The organism is Paenibacillus sp. HGF5 (genome assembly GCF_000204455.1).
Lineage (GTDB): Bacteria > Bacillota > Bacilli > Paenibacillales > Paenibacillaceae > Paenibacillus_AQ > Paenibacillus_AQ lautus_A.
Map to the genome: position 1 here is coordinate 1 of NZ_AEXS01000009.1, position 14,092 is coordinate 14,092.

At 38.8% G+C, this 14,092-nt stretch carries 14 protein-coding genes; 2 read left to right on the forward strand and 12 right to left on the reverse strand.

Annotation, left to right across the window (positions count from 1 at the left end):
- Positions 1-142 precede the first annotated feature (142 nt).
- The 4 genes from HMPREF9412_RS00915 to HMPREF9412_RS00935 all read right to left on the reverse strand — a co-directional run bounded on the left by HMPREF9412_RS00915 (position 143) and on the right by HMPREF9412_RS00935 (position 4,690).
- Positions 143-1,597: a DUF5677 domain-containing protein gene (locus HMPREF9412_RS00915; protein WP_009589392.1), complete on the reverse strand. Its 1,455-nt coding sequence runs from the start codon at positions 1,595-1,597 to the stop codon at positions 143-145.
- A gap of 940 nt (positions 1,598-2,537) precedes the next feature.
- Positions 2,538-2,987 (reverse strand): hypothetical protein, encoded by a 450-nt coding sequence (locus HMPREF9412_RS00925; RefSeq protein WP_009589454.1) that lies wholly within the window; start codon positions 2,985-2,987, stop codon positions 2,538-2,540.
- Positions 2,988-3,334: 347 nt separating this feature from the next.
- Complete coding sequence (locus HMPREF9412_RS00930; RefSeq protein WP_009589460.1) at positions 3,335-3,871, reverse strand: NUDIX hydrolase; 537 nt, start codon at positions 3,869-3,871, stop codon at positions 3,335-3,337.
- A gap of 378 nt (positions 3,872-4,249) precedes the next feature.
- Entirely contained in the window at positions 4,250-4,690 is a 441-nt protein-coding gene (locus tag HMPREF9412_RS00935; RefSeq protein WP_254663972.1) for a GrpB family protein, read from the reverse strand.
- Between the two features lie 387 nt (positions 4,691-5,077).
- On the opposite strand from HMPREF9412_RS00935, the gene HMPREF9412_RS33545 reads away from it, so the two are divergent.
- Positions 5,078-5,161, forward strand: a complete 84-nt coding sequence (locus HMPREF9412_RS33545) for a putative holin-like toxin (RefSeq protein WP_220687457.1) — start codon at positions 5,078-5,080, stop codon at positions 5,159-5,161.
- Positions 5,162-5,575: 414 nt separating this feature from the next.
- On the opposite strand, the gene HMPREF9412_RS00940 is transcribed toward HMPREF9412_RS33545, so the two are convergent.
- The 8 genes from HMPREF9412_RS00940 to HMPREF9412_RS00980 form a co-directional block, all read right to left on the reverse strand.
- Entirely contained in the window at positions 5,576-6,007 is a 432-nt protein-coding gene (locus HMPREF9412_RS00940; RefSeq protein WP_036670938.1) for a hypothetical protein, read from the reverse strand.
- A 226-nt stretch (positions 6,008-6,233) separates the two neighbouring features.
- Positions 6,234-6,914, reverse strand: a complete 681-nt coding sequence (locus HMPREF9412_RS00945) for a DUF2711 family protein (RefSeq protein WP_009589433.1) — start codon at positions 6,912-6,914, stop codon at positions 6,234-6,236.
- A gap of 199 nt (positions 6,915-7,113) precedes the next feature.
- The gene (gene yqeK / locus HMPREF9412_RS00950) at positions 7,114-7,725 is read right to left on the reverse strand and encodes a bis(5'-nucleosyl)-tetraphosphatase (symmetrical) YqeK (RefSeq protein ID WP_009589473.1); all 612 of its coding nucleotides are present in this window, start codon (positions 7,723-7,725) and stop codon (positions 7,114-7,116) included.
- Between the two features lie 222 nt (positions 7,726-7,947).
- Positions 7,948-8,502 (reverse strand): hypothetical protein, encoded by a 555-nt coding sequence (locus HMPREF9412_RS00955; RefSeq protein ID WP_036670940.1) that lies wholly within the window; start codon positions 8,500-8,502, stop codon positions 7,948-7,950.
- A 240-nt stretch (positions 8,503-8,742) separates the two neighbouring features.
- Positions 8,743-9,252 carry a GNAT family N-acetyltransferase gene (locus HMPREF9412_RS00960; protein WP_036670942.1) on the reverse strand — a complete coding sequence of 170 codons (510 nt, stop codon included), beginning with the start codon at positions 9,250-9,252 and terminating at the stop codon, positions 8,743-8,745.
- 244 nt (positions 9,253-9,496) lie between these two features.
- Positions 9,497-10,138: an HAD family hydrolase gene (locus HMPREF9412_RS00965; RefSeq protein WP_009589436.1), complete on the reverse strand. Its 642-nt coding sequence runs from the start codon at positions 10,136-10,138 to the stop codon at positions 9,497-9,499.
- A gap of 215 nt (positions 10,139-10,353) precedes the next feature.
- Positions 10,354-10,923 (reverse strand): DUF402 domain-containing protein, encoded by a 570-nt coding sequence (locus HMPREF9412_RS00970; protein WP_009589438.1) that lies wholly within the window; start codon positions 10,921-10,923, stop codon positions 10,354-10,356.
- Between the two features lie 974 nt (positions 10,924-11,897).
- Positions 11,898-12,443, reverse strand: a complete 546-nt coding sequence (locus tag HMPREF9412_RS00980) for an AAA family ATPase (RefSeq protein WP_009589417.1) — start codon at positions 12,441-12,443, stop codon at positions 11,898-11,900.
- A 630-nt stretch (positions 12,444-13,073) separates the two neighbouring features.
- On the opposite strand from HMPREF9412_RS00980, the gene mraY reads away from it, so the two are divergent.
- On the forward strand, positions 13,074-14,024 hold the full coding sequence (gene mraY, locus HMPREF9412_RS00985) for a phospho-N-acetylmuramoyl-pentapeptide-transferase (RefSeq protein ID WP_175320729.1): 951 nt from the start codon (positions 13,074-13,076) through the stop codon (positions 14,022-14,024).
- Positions 14,025-14,092: the final 68 nt, after the last annotated feature.

Genomic DNA, 14,092 nt, shown 5'->3' on the forward strand with positions numbered 1-14,092 from the left:
TACAATTTTTTTATTACGTCTCCAAAAGACCCCAATTTCATCTACAACAGCATCAGCATCATTGTCACTAATATTTTTTAGAGCATTGATTAATATAGTTCTATATTCAACTTGAATATTAATTAATTCGTATAAAAGAAGATTATTGTTCATATTCTTTTACTCCTGCCGACAAATGCGAAGGGATTCCATATAATTCTTCTAAAACATTGAGTGTTTTATTCATAACACTTACACAATCGTGCCAAACGTTTCTCAGTTTCTGGTTATTTTCTATATCTGGAACACAATGATACTGATGTGAAGGTGTATTACACTTAATTAATGAACTTTCACGAATCGCTCCCCATAGTCCATGTTCAAACGCAGAGTCATAGTCATAATAAAAATCAAATAGCTCCTTCTCATCCACACTCATAGCCTTTCCTCTAATATTTTGTTTATCAAAGTAGGTAGTATCCATGTCTATAAATTCTTTATTTTTATACTCATTTACTAAACTATCCATATATTCATAAGAAACATGGCTATATGACAACTCTTTTTCCAATAGTCTAAAACGTTCAACAATGAGTTTGTATTGACCAATTCCGTAATACTGATACTCTGTCCATATATCAGCATGTAATGATTCGTTTTTAAGTAAATATTTCATCATTATGTAATCCTCTATTACAGTACGAACAATACCCCTGCCTGAAATTGTATAGAAGAGTTCATGTTCAACCAACTCTATTAATCGTTTGTAAGAATACGTGGTTATTCCCAAGAGAACCAGCATTTTATTATCAAGTGGATTTGCTGATATAAGCAAATCCGTATAATATTCAAGTATTACTTTTACTCTGCTCATGTATTCTTTTGTATCAGGTAGCTCACTGGACATATCTATGTAAAACAACTTACAATCACTCATTCTACTAACTGCCTCCCAAAAGAAATCTAAATATTTTCCATCAAAAGGATCAATTTCGTTCTGCAGCATTTCCATTGACCTTACCGTTGGACGTATCATTCTCATTCTTTCATCTTCATGTGATAATGTAGGATACTCAAGAAGCATTGTCATAGATTCACGTTGCATTTGTAACTTCCCTGACAGTACAACGAAATACACTATAATAAATCTAACGTCAGTAGAAAGATATGATTGATGATCGCTGGTTTCCTCCATTACAGAATTTATAGTTTCTACCCTTTCATCAACTGACATATTTGATTGGAACTTTGACGAAAAAACCGGAAAGTTAGAATAGGTAAAGATAGTAGTTAAAGGTGATAACACTTGAGCATCAATAACAGTTAATAAGAAACTAAATAATTTTGTTTGCTTTTCCGTTTCAAAGTTAAGAATCCTCGAAAATTTTGGAGTAATTAATGTGGGATCTTGTTCCTTAAGTTTATTGAGAATGATGTTGCATTTTACTAGTCCTTTTTCTCTACCATAAAAATTAATAATAAGAGCTATCCATAAATATTCTGGCAACCTTCCATGATACCATGAATTTTCTCTGCCGATTTCACTCATTAACTCATTCCAAGGCGTGATAAATTTTCCTTTTTTGAAAGTATGATCTGAAAGTTTGCTATGATTCATAAGTCCCCTCCATTTACACACTAAGTATAAACTATTTATTTGTGTTATCTGTTATTGCCCGAATTTCTTATAACGTTCCTGTATCCACGACGTCCCACCGACTTAAGGCCCGTTAGGAGCCGGCCGCGATGCGGTTAGTCGGTCTGGATGTGTCCGCTGAATCTGCTTCTCTGGGGCGATCGCTTCTCGCGGACCGAGGAGCCGCCAGGCTCCGATGCGTGGATATGATGTTACCTGATGCTCAGGCCATCATTGAATTTACTTCAAATTTAGCTCTTATTTATCTTAGAGGTACCTTCAAGTTAAGAACCTTCCTTGATACTTATCGTTGAATAATCAATAAAAAATCCAAATAATCCTATAACTTTCATCTCATATATAGTATTTGAATATGAATAGTGATCCTCTACCTGCATATAAATACCTGCACTTCTTATATGTCTCGAATTCCATTCAATGTTCTTATCGCCATCTTTACAAATCATACCATTGGGAGTCGATGTACATGAAATACTGTGTTTATCTGATAACCATTTAAAATAATCATCATCATTCGGACAAGTTAGTATTGAAATGACGAAAATTAGACTTACTATTGAAAGGGTCCAAACAATTATTCGTTTCATAGATCTCCTTTCAACTCTTAAAAATTTATTGTTGCCTTATTTATTCGAACTTTAGATTTCTTATAATTTTTTCGTTGAATTTATTGGTTTATACAAGCTAGCCTGTGTTTCAGGTAACGTTCCCGTATTCACGAACCCGAGAGCCTTAAGGCAGCTTTGGCTGCCTGCCGCGACTGCGGTTAGGTTCGCAGGGTTGTCCGCCTGATTCACTTCCTCGAAATACCTCGGGCGGACCAAGGGTCGGCCAAACCGGTCCGCCGCGTGAATACTTTGTTATCTGATGCGGGTGCCTTCTTGAGAAACATTCAATAATCTTATTTAGTTCTTTGAACTTCCTTTATAATTGGTTCTGAAACTGATGCAACATCTACGACATGGTTAAGACATGAGATGCCAAAATGCTTGAATGGGCCTGGGTAATCTTCAGATGCAAATGTTCCAACTTTAATGAAGTCTAGGTACCTGGATTTACTATAAATTCTAAAGATTTTACCTTCAAACTCTTCGTAATCATCCCATGAAGTGTAACTTTCATTTCTAACAGAATATCCAATATACCATTCAAAATCCATTTGTATAAAAGGTAATGTTTCATCTACATCAATCGAATAGGTATCTTCAATTTCTATTTCTCCAATTGTTATCGTTTCAGGAGTTTCACTAGTTCTACTTCGACTAAAGAGTAATCTAAGTGTGTTCTCTTCAGGCTCAAATATCTGCTCGAGATATATATCCTTTAAATTCAACAAGTCAGAATACTTCAAATGAGTCACTTCCTTTATTGAACTATATCGCTCTTGCACGGTTTCAGATAACGTTCCCGCATCTGTGACGCGACCCGGCCTGAGATAGTTCTTATCTTAGGCCGGGCCGTGTGTTGTCTGAATATACGCCTATGAGCTTGCTTCTGACAACCAAGGGGCGAAAGCCCTGCAGCATAGATGCATTGTTAAGTGATGTTACTGCCTTCTCTGTATTTACATTCTCATAACTATTATGTGTCCGCCTGATTCTGCTCCCCTGGCAATTCCCGTCGGGCGGACCGAAGGAGCCGTAAGGCTCCAAAGCGTGGATATGTTGTTATAGGATGTTCGGGCCTTCCTCGAGTCACTTAAAATGTTTCACTTTCGTTCCTTTTTAATATTTCATATGCAATATTTAGGATAGTCTTATCACGCAGAATCATGAACTTTGTTGAATAATCATTACAGTTTATCAATGACTCATTCATCAATTCCATTGCCTTATCTAATGTCATCCATTTAACCACCATTCCAAGTTGTTTTTCGCTTTCGCTAAGGTTTACAGCGCTGACTCTTCTCCTTGCATATGCTATCCAACAATAGGATAATTGCATAAAATCATTTTTCATCTTATGTTCTTCAATATATCCCAGTTTATGGAATACTTTTGCTTCATAACCAGTCTCTTCTCTAATCTCTCTTAAAAATGATTCATCTTTTGTTTCTTTTTCTTCGATTCCCCCACCTGGCAATTTGTATAGATTAATTTCTGACATATACATCATAGCTGCATTCATTTCTTCATCAATTAGGACACCTCTTGAAGCATATCGTGATACCGACTCAATCAATTCAGGAGTTCCACCGAAAATATCACTATCAGTAATTCTTCTAATTAATTTCATCAGATCAATCCTTTTTTCGATGCCTCTATTCGAGCATTACAAAGATCACCAGTTGCCTGGCTCAGTTTGTTTATATGTTTTGCCCGAATTTCCTATAACGTTACCGTATTCACGAACCCTCATCGACTTAAGCCCCAAAAGGGCGGCCGCGACGCGGTTAGTCGGTGCAGGGTTGTCCGCCAGATTTAGGTTCCCTGCCAATCCCCCCTGGCGGACCAAGGATCGGCTTTAGCCGATCCGCAGCGAGAATATAATGTTATAAGATGTCGGCACTTCTTCGAATCACTTACAAATCCCCTTGACTAGGTTTCCATCCGATCTTTTGACTCCATGTATTAGCCTTCTTTATAATTTCCCATACGATTTCAGTCTTGGCTTCTACAATTGTTCTCTTTGATCTCTATGCCGGTTTGCTAATTCATATTTCTTCCTTTCATATTGATCTCTATCATCTTCATGAGTTCTTAAGTAATCTCGAAATAATAAATTGAATTGTTCAGACCAGCTACCTGCTTGCCTTACATGAATATGGGTTCTTCTCGTCCCGGGTGCTTCTCTGAAGTACCTCTTAGTCAAATCATCATTATCCGAACGATATCGATATCCTAAAGATGCAAGTCCGGATATGATTGTCTCTATATTGCCTAAATCACTTACAGATATCTGAATATCAATAATGGGCTTCGCTGCTAAACCAACTACTGCCGTCGACCCAATATGATCAATTCTATGTATATCAGAACCAATTTTCGCTACGATCTGAGCTCTTAATTCATTAAAGAGACTTAGCCAATTATCCCTATACGGTTCAATAATCACTGGAGCCTTCAACGAGATCACCAACTCTAATTATTTTTTACGCTATTCCCCGATTTCTTATAACGTTCCCGCATCTGTGACGCGACCCGGCCTGAGATAGTTCTTATCTTAGGCCGGGCCGTGTGTTGTCTGAATATACGCCTATGAGCTTGCTTCTGACAACCAAGTGGCGAATGCCCCGCAGCATATATGCGTTGTTAAGTGATGTTTCTGCTTCTCTGTATTTACATTCTCATAACTATTTAGATTAAATATTGTTTTTCTATGTATTCTAGTTATTTATAATATTCTATTGGTATTTTATCATGTTCTATATGATATAATTTTCTAGTACAATATACGGCTATAAGGGCGGTCGGCTAATCTCCCAGAAGGGAGGTGATGCCCATGGAGGTCAAAGATGCACTTTCCTTAATGTTCATGTTTGGCATGTTCATTTTGGCATTGCTCACCTACATGAAAAAGAAATAGACCGCCCTGGCTAGGATAACGGTCTATTTCCGACCCATCTTACGTGGCCGACTGCTCTTTATGCAGTTATTGTACTTTGGAGTCGTGTTAGCGCACGGCTCCTTACTTATTCTTACCTCAGTATAACTCATTTTATAACGCTTTTATAGGTTTTGTTGATTATTTTTATTTATATATGGTCTGCAATGTTGTCTGCAGTAACTTCACTTAACGTTTATGTATTCCCGAACCCGAGAACCATAAGGCCTGAAGGGCCGGCCGCGACGCGGTTAGGTTCGCAGGGTTGTCCGCCAACGCTTCCCTGTAGCTGAATATACTCCGGAGTGAATTCGCTTCATCCTCGGCGGACCAAGGAGGCGAATGTCCATGCTGCGGGAATGTGGTGTTATGTGAAGTACCTGACTTCATGAATTCTCATTCAAAAATCCACTTTTCTCCATAACCATCATTATATCTTTCAGGGGTTTGATCATGAATATTATTAATTGTCTTAACAGCTCTGTACCATGCCACATGCTCATTACTGTCTTTTGTATATGTTATCTTAAATAAAATGTTGTAATTGCTAACTTCATAGTTAAATGGTGTTGTAAAGTCCTGTTCTTTTAATTTTTCTATAGTTATTACATGCCCGCCGCGAAATTCAATTACTTTGTTTATTTCCTTTTTCAAATTATCCTCATGTAAATTAGAAATGATAAAAATAATCGGACTGCAGATAAGCATAGTTATCGCTATTATTCCAACTACGATACTCTTCTTCTTCCTAAGCATGACAGCTAGTATAATGCCTGAGAGTAATACAAATAAAAGAATGAATAGTAAAATATTACTCTGGTATCCCATAGTTATTTCCTTCCTCAGGTATTTCCCATAACGGCTCTGTATCTGCGAACCCGAGAGGCTTAAAGGAGCGTAGTGACTGGGTCCGACGGACTTAGCCTCGCAGGGTTGTGAGCTGATTCCACTTCTCTGCTATTACTTCTTGCGAACCAAGGGCGTAGCCCCAGCGTACTTTCTATGTTATAGGATGTCAGTGACTTCTTTGAATCATCTACATATCGAAGTTTATTTACTTAAGATACCAATTAATCATTGTAGCTTCATTACATTCAATTGCTTCCCAACCTGCCCTAAGAATTGTTTCCTTCGTGTTTATATCATTGGTTAACATGAGTGTAATAAATGAATCATAAACACTTAAAAATGCTGTATCATTAGTTTCGTCCGTTACAATAATTTCTGAAGGTGCCATTTCATAAAAGTTTCCAATTGTAATATCATCTACTAGTATTTCGCCACTTGTATCAAATATCGGCTCTGAGTATTGAATTTTAGTAATTCCCCTTGATTTAAACACTTCAATTATTGTTGGAATTAAGAACTGAGAGATCTTATCTTCGTTAGGCAAATATACGTCCTCTTGCAACCCTAGTTTAAGTTTCTCCATTAAATCAGAACTTGCATAGAATTTATTTAATGCTGATATGTATGTTTTCATCGCTAAAGCTAAACTTCTTAAATCTTCAAGTTCAGTTAGCTTTAATATTTGACTCCACAAAACAGGTTTACCATACTCAATTATTTCCTCATTTGTTGGGTATGTATATTCAAGGCCACTAATTTTTTTATTGTTGTACCAGCCTTGCGGCATTTGAATAAAAGGATTAGTAATGATTAAAGCATATTTATATTGACCTTTGACCTGATTTAATATTGATGTTTCGTCATCAATCCATATGTAATCAAGCATTTAATTACATCCTTTATTTTTATTGATTTGCGCTGATTTCCTATAACGTTGTTGTATCTACGAACCGAGAGGCTTAAGGTTAGCCTCGCAGGGTTGTGAGCTGAATCAACTTATCTGCCCAGCTCTTCTTGCGAACCAAGGCCGAACGGCCCGCAGCGTAGATACGATGTTATCGGATGTTCTTGACTACTTCGAATTACTAACCTAAGTCCTTCAATTCATAATAAGCGTCTCTAAGCCATGGATGAATAACTCTAAGGTTATCTCGCTGTTTCCATAAAAAATCAATATATTCGAATGCTGCATCGTTCAAAGAATGATCTAGTTTCTGCGTAATCTGAAATAAATATGGAGGTTCCCCATTTTGGTCCCATTCAATCTTATCTGCAACAAATAAAACCTTGTCTAAAATAGTTGAATTTTTCTTTAGTGTCGTATGACATCCAACTGCATCAAGAATTTCCTGATCCATAATATTAAATATATCTCTAGCCATTTCTTTAGATATCTTCTGATGAATTATCATTGGAAAAGCCTCTTCTTCAGATAGTACTTCAATACCTAGATCATAGGAAACTTGAATCCTTACATCGTTAGAATAAACCGCACTTATATCATGTAAATATCCAGCAATTTCAGCTGAATCTGCATTAGCATTAAATCTTTCCGCTATCTTTCTTGCCTCTTTCCCCACCCTGACACAATGCTCCGCAGTTTTAGGGCAACCGTTGTTCACTAAAAAAATATATATGTCATCCTTGAGATTTCCGGATAAAGTATTTATAACAAGATTATTATATACTGACTTCATAAGCCCTCCTAAAACGTATTAACCGCACGCAAGAATTTCCGATAACGTTCCTGTATTTACGAACCCGAGAGGCTTAAGGCGCGAATTCGCTGGGTCCAGCGGACTTACTCTCGCAGGGTTGTGAGTTGAATTAGCTTCTCTGTCTACCTCTTCTTGCGAACCAAGGACGAAGCGCGCAGCGTAGATACTGTGTTATGCGATGCTTCGGCTTCCTGAATTTTCTTACACCAAGTATTTGTTCTTAATGTAATCCATTAGTTCTCTATATTCTTCCCAGAATTCATTATATTGACCTTCGAACTGTTCCCAACCAGTTATATCTACATTCTTACCTATAAAATAATCAATGGACTGTTTTGCAAATTCATAGACTATTTCAGCATACATAGACATTTTTAATGTAACTTGAATATCCCCAAAGTTTATATGTTCATCTTTAATAAATTCACTTAATGTAACTTCATCATCGGAGATGGTAACTCTCCATTTAATATTTGATGGACAAAACAGCATATATGCCCCACAACAATTAATCAAAGTTTCTTCAAATATTCCTGCTGAATAATATCTAGGTGGGGGTACTTCAGCATTTGGAAATCCATACCTCACAGTTCTCATTAACGAAATAGCTGCTTCATTAATAACCCAATCACCATCATCTTCATTCGAAATCACTGTTGAATTCACCTTTAAAAATATCTGACCGTGAGAACATGGTTCTGCAAGGTCATCTGTTAAGAAATGTTGGTTTAACATTCTTAATTCAAATCGACTCATATTTGATAGTCCCTTTATATGTTATTTGATTTTTCGAGGTTTCGCATAACGTTCCCGTATTCACGAACCCGAGAGGCTTAAGGTGACAACGTCGCCGGCTGCGCTTGCGCAGTTAGCCTCGCAGGGTTGTCCGCCTGGCTCCACTTCCTTGCCAATAGCCTCTGGTGGACCAAGGGATGACGAAAGTCGGCCCACCACGTGAATATAATGTTAGCTGAAGTACCCTGAGTTGCCCCCAAATTAGTACTTCTCATATAAATTGATCTTCCAACCATTCTTCCATTCTATGTATCTAATATGCTTGTATCCCATATCAATATAATATCGATTTAATCTAGCATTCTCAGCCATACAATCGAGTCTTATGTTTTTACCTGAGTTTCTAATATATACTTCAGCCCAATTAATTAACTGTCTGCCTATTTCACTCCCGATATGAGCTCTACTTACCGCGAATCTATGGATATATCCGGAATTGTTATTGTCAAGTTCTTCCCATAGAATCGGATCTGACCAACAGATATATAAGGTTCCTACTACTTCTCCGTTCATTCGTGCTAAATAAAATTCAAATCCGCTATCGAAGCATTCATGAACTTGATTAATATTAAAATGATCCGGATTCCATTGATTAATCCCTTTAGATTGAATCCATCTAGCAGACCCTTTCCAAAGATCAAGTATACTTTGACTATCAGTTTTAGTTGCCCGATGAACTTTGATCTGTATGTTTATACATTCTTCCTTCATTAAATTCACCCCATAATCAAAGAGCATCGTATTCCAGCTAACGTTTCGTATATTCACGACGCCCGGCGAATGCCGGGTGTGTCTACAGCAACTACTTCTTCGAAGCCGCTTCTGGGACCGAGGGCGACAGCCCGATGCGTGAATATGGTGTTAGCTGATGCTGATAACTTCTTGAAATATTCTTTATCTGATTTGTATGTGTATCCAATATCTTTTAATTTCTATTTCTATTACTTCTTTCGAATCAGGTTACATTCAGGATAATGTCCTTTAGTTCAATCAGAGTCTTGATTCGATAACTGGCCTGTGAGAAATCATGTGTTTTTGTGAAGTCGTTATGGACAATAGCACAGTCAATACCAGCTGCCACGGCTGATTTCAACCCTCTGTTTGAATCCTCTACAACCAGGGTCTCTTCTTTGGTAGCTCCGAAGCGCTTTAGGCCTGTCAAGTATGGTTCCGGGTGCGGCTTGGTGCGCTCGTAGTCTTCGCGAACAAGGATGAATTCCATGAATTGTCTAATCTGGCGTTCTTCATGAATGAGTTGAAAATCAGCACGTTTTGCAGTAGTTACGATGGCCATGCGGACGTACTTTGACAGTTCGGCTAGAGTTTCAACTACGCCTTCAATCTCAATGGCTTCTGTTCTTAGATATTCCTGATAATAGACGTTTCGGACCTCACGCTGCTTGCTAATGGTCTGTTCATCAATACCTGCCACCCTTGCTTGGGACCAAGTTCCCAATGACTGGGTCATGTCGTGGAGGTATTGATCTTTATCTAACGTAAATCCAATGTCAGCCAATGCGCGTTCACCCGCTTTGTAATACCAGAATTCAGTATCAACCAGAACGCCATCATGATCGAAGAGTATGTATTTTTTCATTGTTTCGTTCTCCATTTCACTTGTTTTTCATAGCATTATTCCGGTTTCAGCTAACGTTCCCGTATTCACGAACCCGAGAACCTTAAGGTAGCTTCAGCTGCCGGCCGCGACCGCGGTTAGGTTCGCAGGGTTGTCCGCCTGACTACACTTCCTCGATTCGCCCCGGGCGGACCAAGGGACAGCGCCAACCGGCCCGCCGCGTGAATACTTTGTTATCAGATGTTATTGCCTTCTTCGAACTTGCCCTCTCTGTACTTCCTTAATCCTTCAATATACCAATCGATATCATTCAATAATTCATTCGTTTTATTTACTATACTTTGCTTTAATCCCTCTCCTTCGATTACTGCGTTATTATATTCTTCATTAGTTATCAAACCTTCATTAAATGCATTGTTCAATTCATCTTCATCTTTGATAATGAGTCTTCCACTAGGCAATAAAATATAATCCAGATACATGTCATTAATAAATGGAATCCCTTCAATTGTAATTTCTATCGACTTCACTATGTCAAAATACCATTGAAGCACTTCATATTCTCTATTAATCATTAGTGTCAAACTATAGAACTTACTTGTTGGAAAAATCATTATCCATGAATATCCGTTATCTGCAATACAAATCTCATCTAAGTCATACTTAACATTTAGAGGTTCTCTGACTTTATCGAGTAATAAATACGTAATATACCCTTTAAAGTGATCATCATTTATATATTCTTGATAGTATCGTTTCTTGATTATACGTCCCCAGTAGGGACGATCAGCATGTTTTTGTTTCATATTCTCCTCCTGAAGATAGCTTCAAGATAAATTAAGCAATAATTTCATATAACGTTCCGGTATTCATGAACCCCAAAAGGGTTGTATGCTGAATTGCCTCTTCGAAATCCATCTAGCAGACCAAGGCTCCACAGGAGCCGCAGCGTGAATATTAAGTTATCGGATGTACCCTACTTCTTTGAATTAGCTATAAATCGCTTTTAATAAATCAATAATGAAATATGATAATACTGAATTAATTACACTCAAACATAAAATGGATATTGAAAGAAATGGAATTATCTTTAATTAATGTCGATGTTACATATTTTAATTTCGGAAGTTGAAAATCGTCTTTGACTTGAAATAAACAGTCGTTTATATCCAGTAAAACCTCTAAGTACACAAAAAAGAATGCAGATAAAACTATCCAAGCGTTTTGCTCAATTTGATCCATTGGTGAAAATTGAACGATTATCACTACCCATACTGTGAACATTATTTTAATTAGAGATTTGAAGATTACGATGATAAATTTTAAATTCATATATCCTAACGCCATAAACAAACCAATAGCCATCATATTTATTGTTAATATAGTGCCTAAAAGTTCAGAATATGCTGTTCCCTTAAGGCTTTTTGTCCACAAAAGTAAAGAAAACATATAGGCTAATAGACTTATCACCAGAAAAATAAACATCTTTGGAATGCTAAGGAGTTGCTTTCGAAATTCTTTTTTTCATTTTCGAGTCTTCCCAACTCTTGTTTCCATTATATATATCCTTTCCATTGGGAAATTTCCGATAACGTTCCCATATTCACGACGTCGCACCGACTTAAGGCTGCGCCAGCAGCCTTAAGTCGGTGCGGATGTGTCCGCTGATTCCTCTCCCATGCCAATCTCTTCTTGCGCACCAAGGAGCCGCCAGGCTCCGATGCGTGAATATAATGTTATTGGATATCCGCGCCTTCATTGAAACTCCTACACCATTAGTTCACTTTAATAATTCTTTAGCTACTATGATAATTTCCCCTTCTCCAGAAGGCACTTCAAAACCCTTGAGGAATGAAGATAATATTTCTTCTGTTATTGTAAACGCAGCATTAGCGTCGAATCGCTGGCTCCGAATGCGAAGTCGTTCCCGTAAATCATTAGGATGAACTTTCAAATAAATCAGTTTCCACTCTCCTCCCCCATCTTCAATTAGCTTTTTATATTCATTCCGTCTCTTCCGCTGCCAAAAACTGAAATCAATAACCACATTGCGCTTTTCATTCAAAAGATTTACTAGTTCATTACGCAGCTTTAATTCGGCTTCAACTTTTAGTTGCTCATAGATTTCAACTGGATAATCAATTCCGTAACGACCATTTGTAGCCCAAATTTCTTCATCAATGGAGAGACGTACAAAGCCCCTCTGCTCTAATCGTTGAGCAAATGTTGTTTTTCCCGATCCAGCCACTCCACACATCATTACTGCTAATGGAGCGGAAACATCTGCTTGATAAAGAAAATCATATATTTCATGATTGTTAGTCACCAAAATTCTCCTTTCATCCTCAAGTCAGGTTAATATTCTCTGGAGTCCTCATTATATCTCTTAATAGAATTTTGTATTTTTCTTTTTTGCGTTGATTTCCTATAACGTTCTTATGTTCACGACGTCCAACTCCCTTAAGCCCCGAAGGGGGGGCCGTGACGCGGTTAGGAAGTTGGATGTGTCCAGCTGAATCCGCTTCCCAGCTACTGAATATCTCGTCTACGAATCCACTTCTAATTCCGACCGGGCCGTAGGTCGAATGGCCTGATCTGTGAACATGGTGTTATAGGATGTCAGCACCTTCTTGAATCACTTATAGTTCATAGTATTGTGAGTTAATTTCCCATCCCATAATTTTGCTGTTGTACAAAAGTGTGAAATCGATGGACTTGACTACAAGCTTTTATCTCACATTTCCACCCTCTCATTATAGCAGCAACCTAATTATTGGAAAGCAAAAAGAGCTCCCAATCGCCTCAATCGACGTTGTAAGCTCCCGATCATTAACGTCTCCCCGTCGAGAATAGGATGCGTTATTCTTTTTATTAACTTCTAATCAGGAGGAATATTTGTCCATTCCATCGAAATACAATGAACTAACGGAATTTGATAGAAAGCGATGTGTATGAGATGAATGGAATTCTGGGTGTGTCCGGACTATCGTTCTTGCTGGTGACGCTATTTACGCCGCTGCTCATCTGGGGTTTGCGCACCTTAAAGCTAACGCAGCCGATCCGGACCGAGCTGCCTCCCGATCATCAGGCCAAACGCGGGACGCCGTTGATGGCGGGCCTTATTTTGTTGATTGGCATTGGGATGTCGCTGCAGTTTCAACCTACGCCGCTGACCCTTTTTTTATGCTCCACCTTTCTTCTGTTCAGCTCGATCGGGTTTATGGACGACTTCAAAAAAGCGGCGTGGCAGGACCCGTCCGGAATTTCCGGCCGAACGAAGCTTGTGCTTCAGTTCCTGTTTACCGGGGCATTATTGTATGTCCTGTTCCAGTCCTTCTCGCTGACAAGTGATATCGCGCTCTTCAACGGGTTCCAGCTTCACCTGCCGATCAGCGTCTACATCGTCATCATGCTGCTGTTCATCGTAGGCTCGGCGAATGCCATCAACTTTACCGATGGTTTGGACGGACTGTTGATCAATGTGGCCATTCCCACCTACTTTTTCTTCTTCCTGATCTCCGATCAACCGGAGGTTCAGATGTTCTCGCTGGTCATGATCGGCTGTCTGCTAGGCCTGCTGCTCTACAATATTCATCCGGCCCGGGCTTTTATGGGCGATACGGGATCCCTCGCTATCGGCGGTTCCCTTTCATTCCTTGCGGTGATCGAGAAGGTCGAAATTCTGATTCCCCTGCTGTTCCTGATCTATTTGGCGGAGCAGCTTTCGGTTATCCTGCAGGTATGGTATTACAAACGGACCAAGCTGCGCCTGTTCCGGATGGCGCCGATCCATTTCCACTTCAGTCTCAAGTACGGCTGGAGCGAGAACAAAATCGTGATGATCTTCGGTTTTGTCTCCTGGTTTATGGCTCTGCTCTGTTGGGTGCTGGCAAAATACGTCATGTGAACCATTCCAATGGACAAGCAAAGCAAGAGCCTCCTGGTAGATGCAATGAACTCTAACAGGAGGCTTTT

Coding starts and splice junctions, on each gene's coding strand:
- HMPREF9412_RS33545 (WP_220687457.1), top strand. CDS start 5,078: ATGGAGGTCAAAGATGCACTTTCCTTAATGTTCATGTTTGGCATGTTC.
- HMPREF9412_RS00930 (WP_009589460.1), bottom strand. CDS start 3,871: ATGAAATTAATTAGAAGAATTACTGATAGTGATATTTTCGGTGGAACT.
- HMPREF9412_RS00915 (WP_009589392.1), bottom strand. CDS start 1,597: ATGAATCATAGCAAACTTTCAGATCATACTTTCAAAAAAGGAAAATTT.
- HMPREF9412_RS00945 (WP_009589433.1), bottom strand. CDS start 6,914: ATGCTTGATTACATATGGATTGATGACGAAACATCAATATTAAATCAG.
- HMPREF9412_RS00965 (WP_009589436.1), bottom strand. CDS start 10,138: ATGAAAAAATACATACTCTTCGATCATGATGGCGTTCTGGTTGATACT.
- HMPREF9412_RS00940 (WP_036670938.1), bottom strand. CDS start 6,007: ATGGGATACCAGAGTAATATTTTACTATTCATTCTTTTATTTGTATTA.
- HMPREF9412_RS00960 (WP_036670942.1), bottom strand. CDS start 9,252: ATGAAGGAAGAATGTATAAACATACAGATCAAAGTTCATCGGGCAACT.
- yqeK (WP_009589473.1), bottom strand. CDS start 7,725: ATGAAGTCAGTATATAATAATCTTGTTATAAATACTTTATCCGGAAAT.
- HMPREF9412_RS00955 (WP_036670940.1), bottom strand. CDS start 8,502: ATGAGTCGATTTGAATTAAGAATGTTAAACCAACATTTCTTAACAGAT.
- HMPREF9412_RS00970 (WP_009589438.1), bottom strand. CDS start 10,923: ATGAAACAAAAACATGCTGATCGTCCCTACTGGGGACGTATAATCAAG.
- mraY (WP_175320729.1), top strand. CDS start 13,074: ATGAATGGAATTCTGGGTGTGTCCGGACTATCGTTCTTGCTGGTGACG.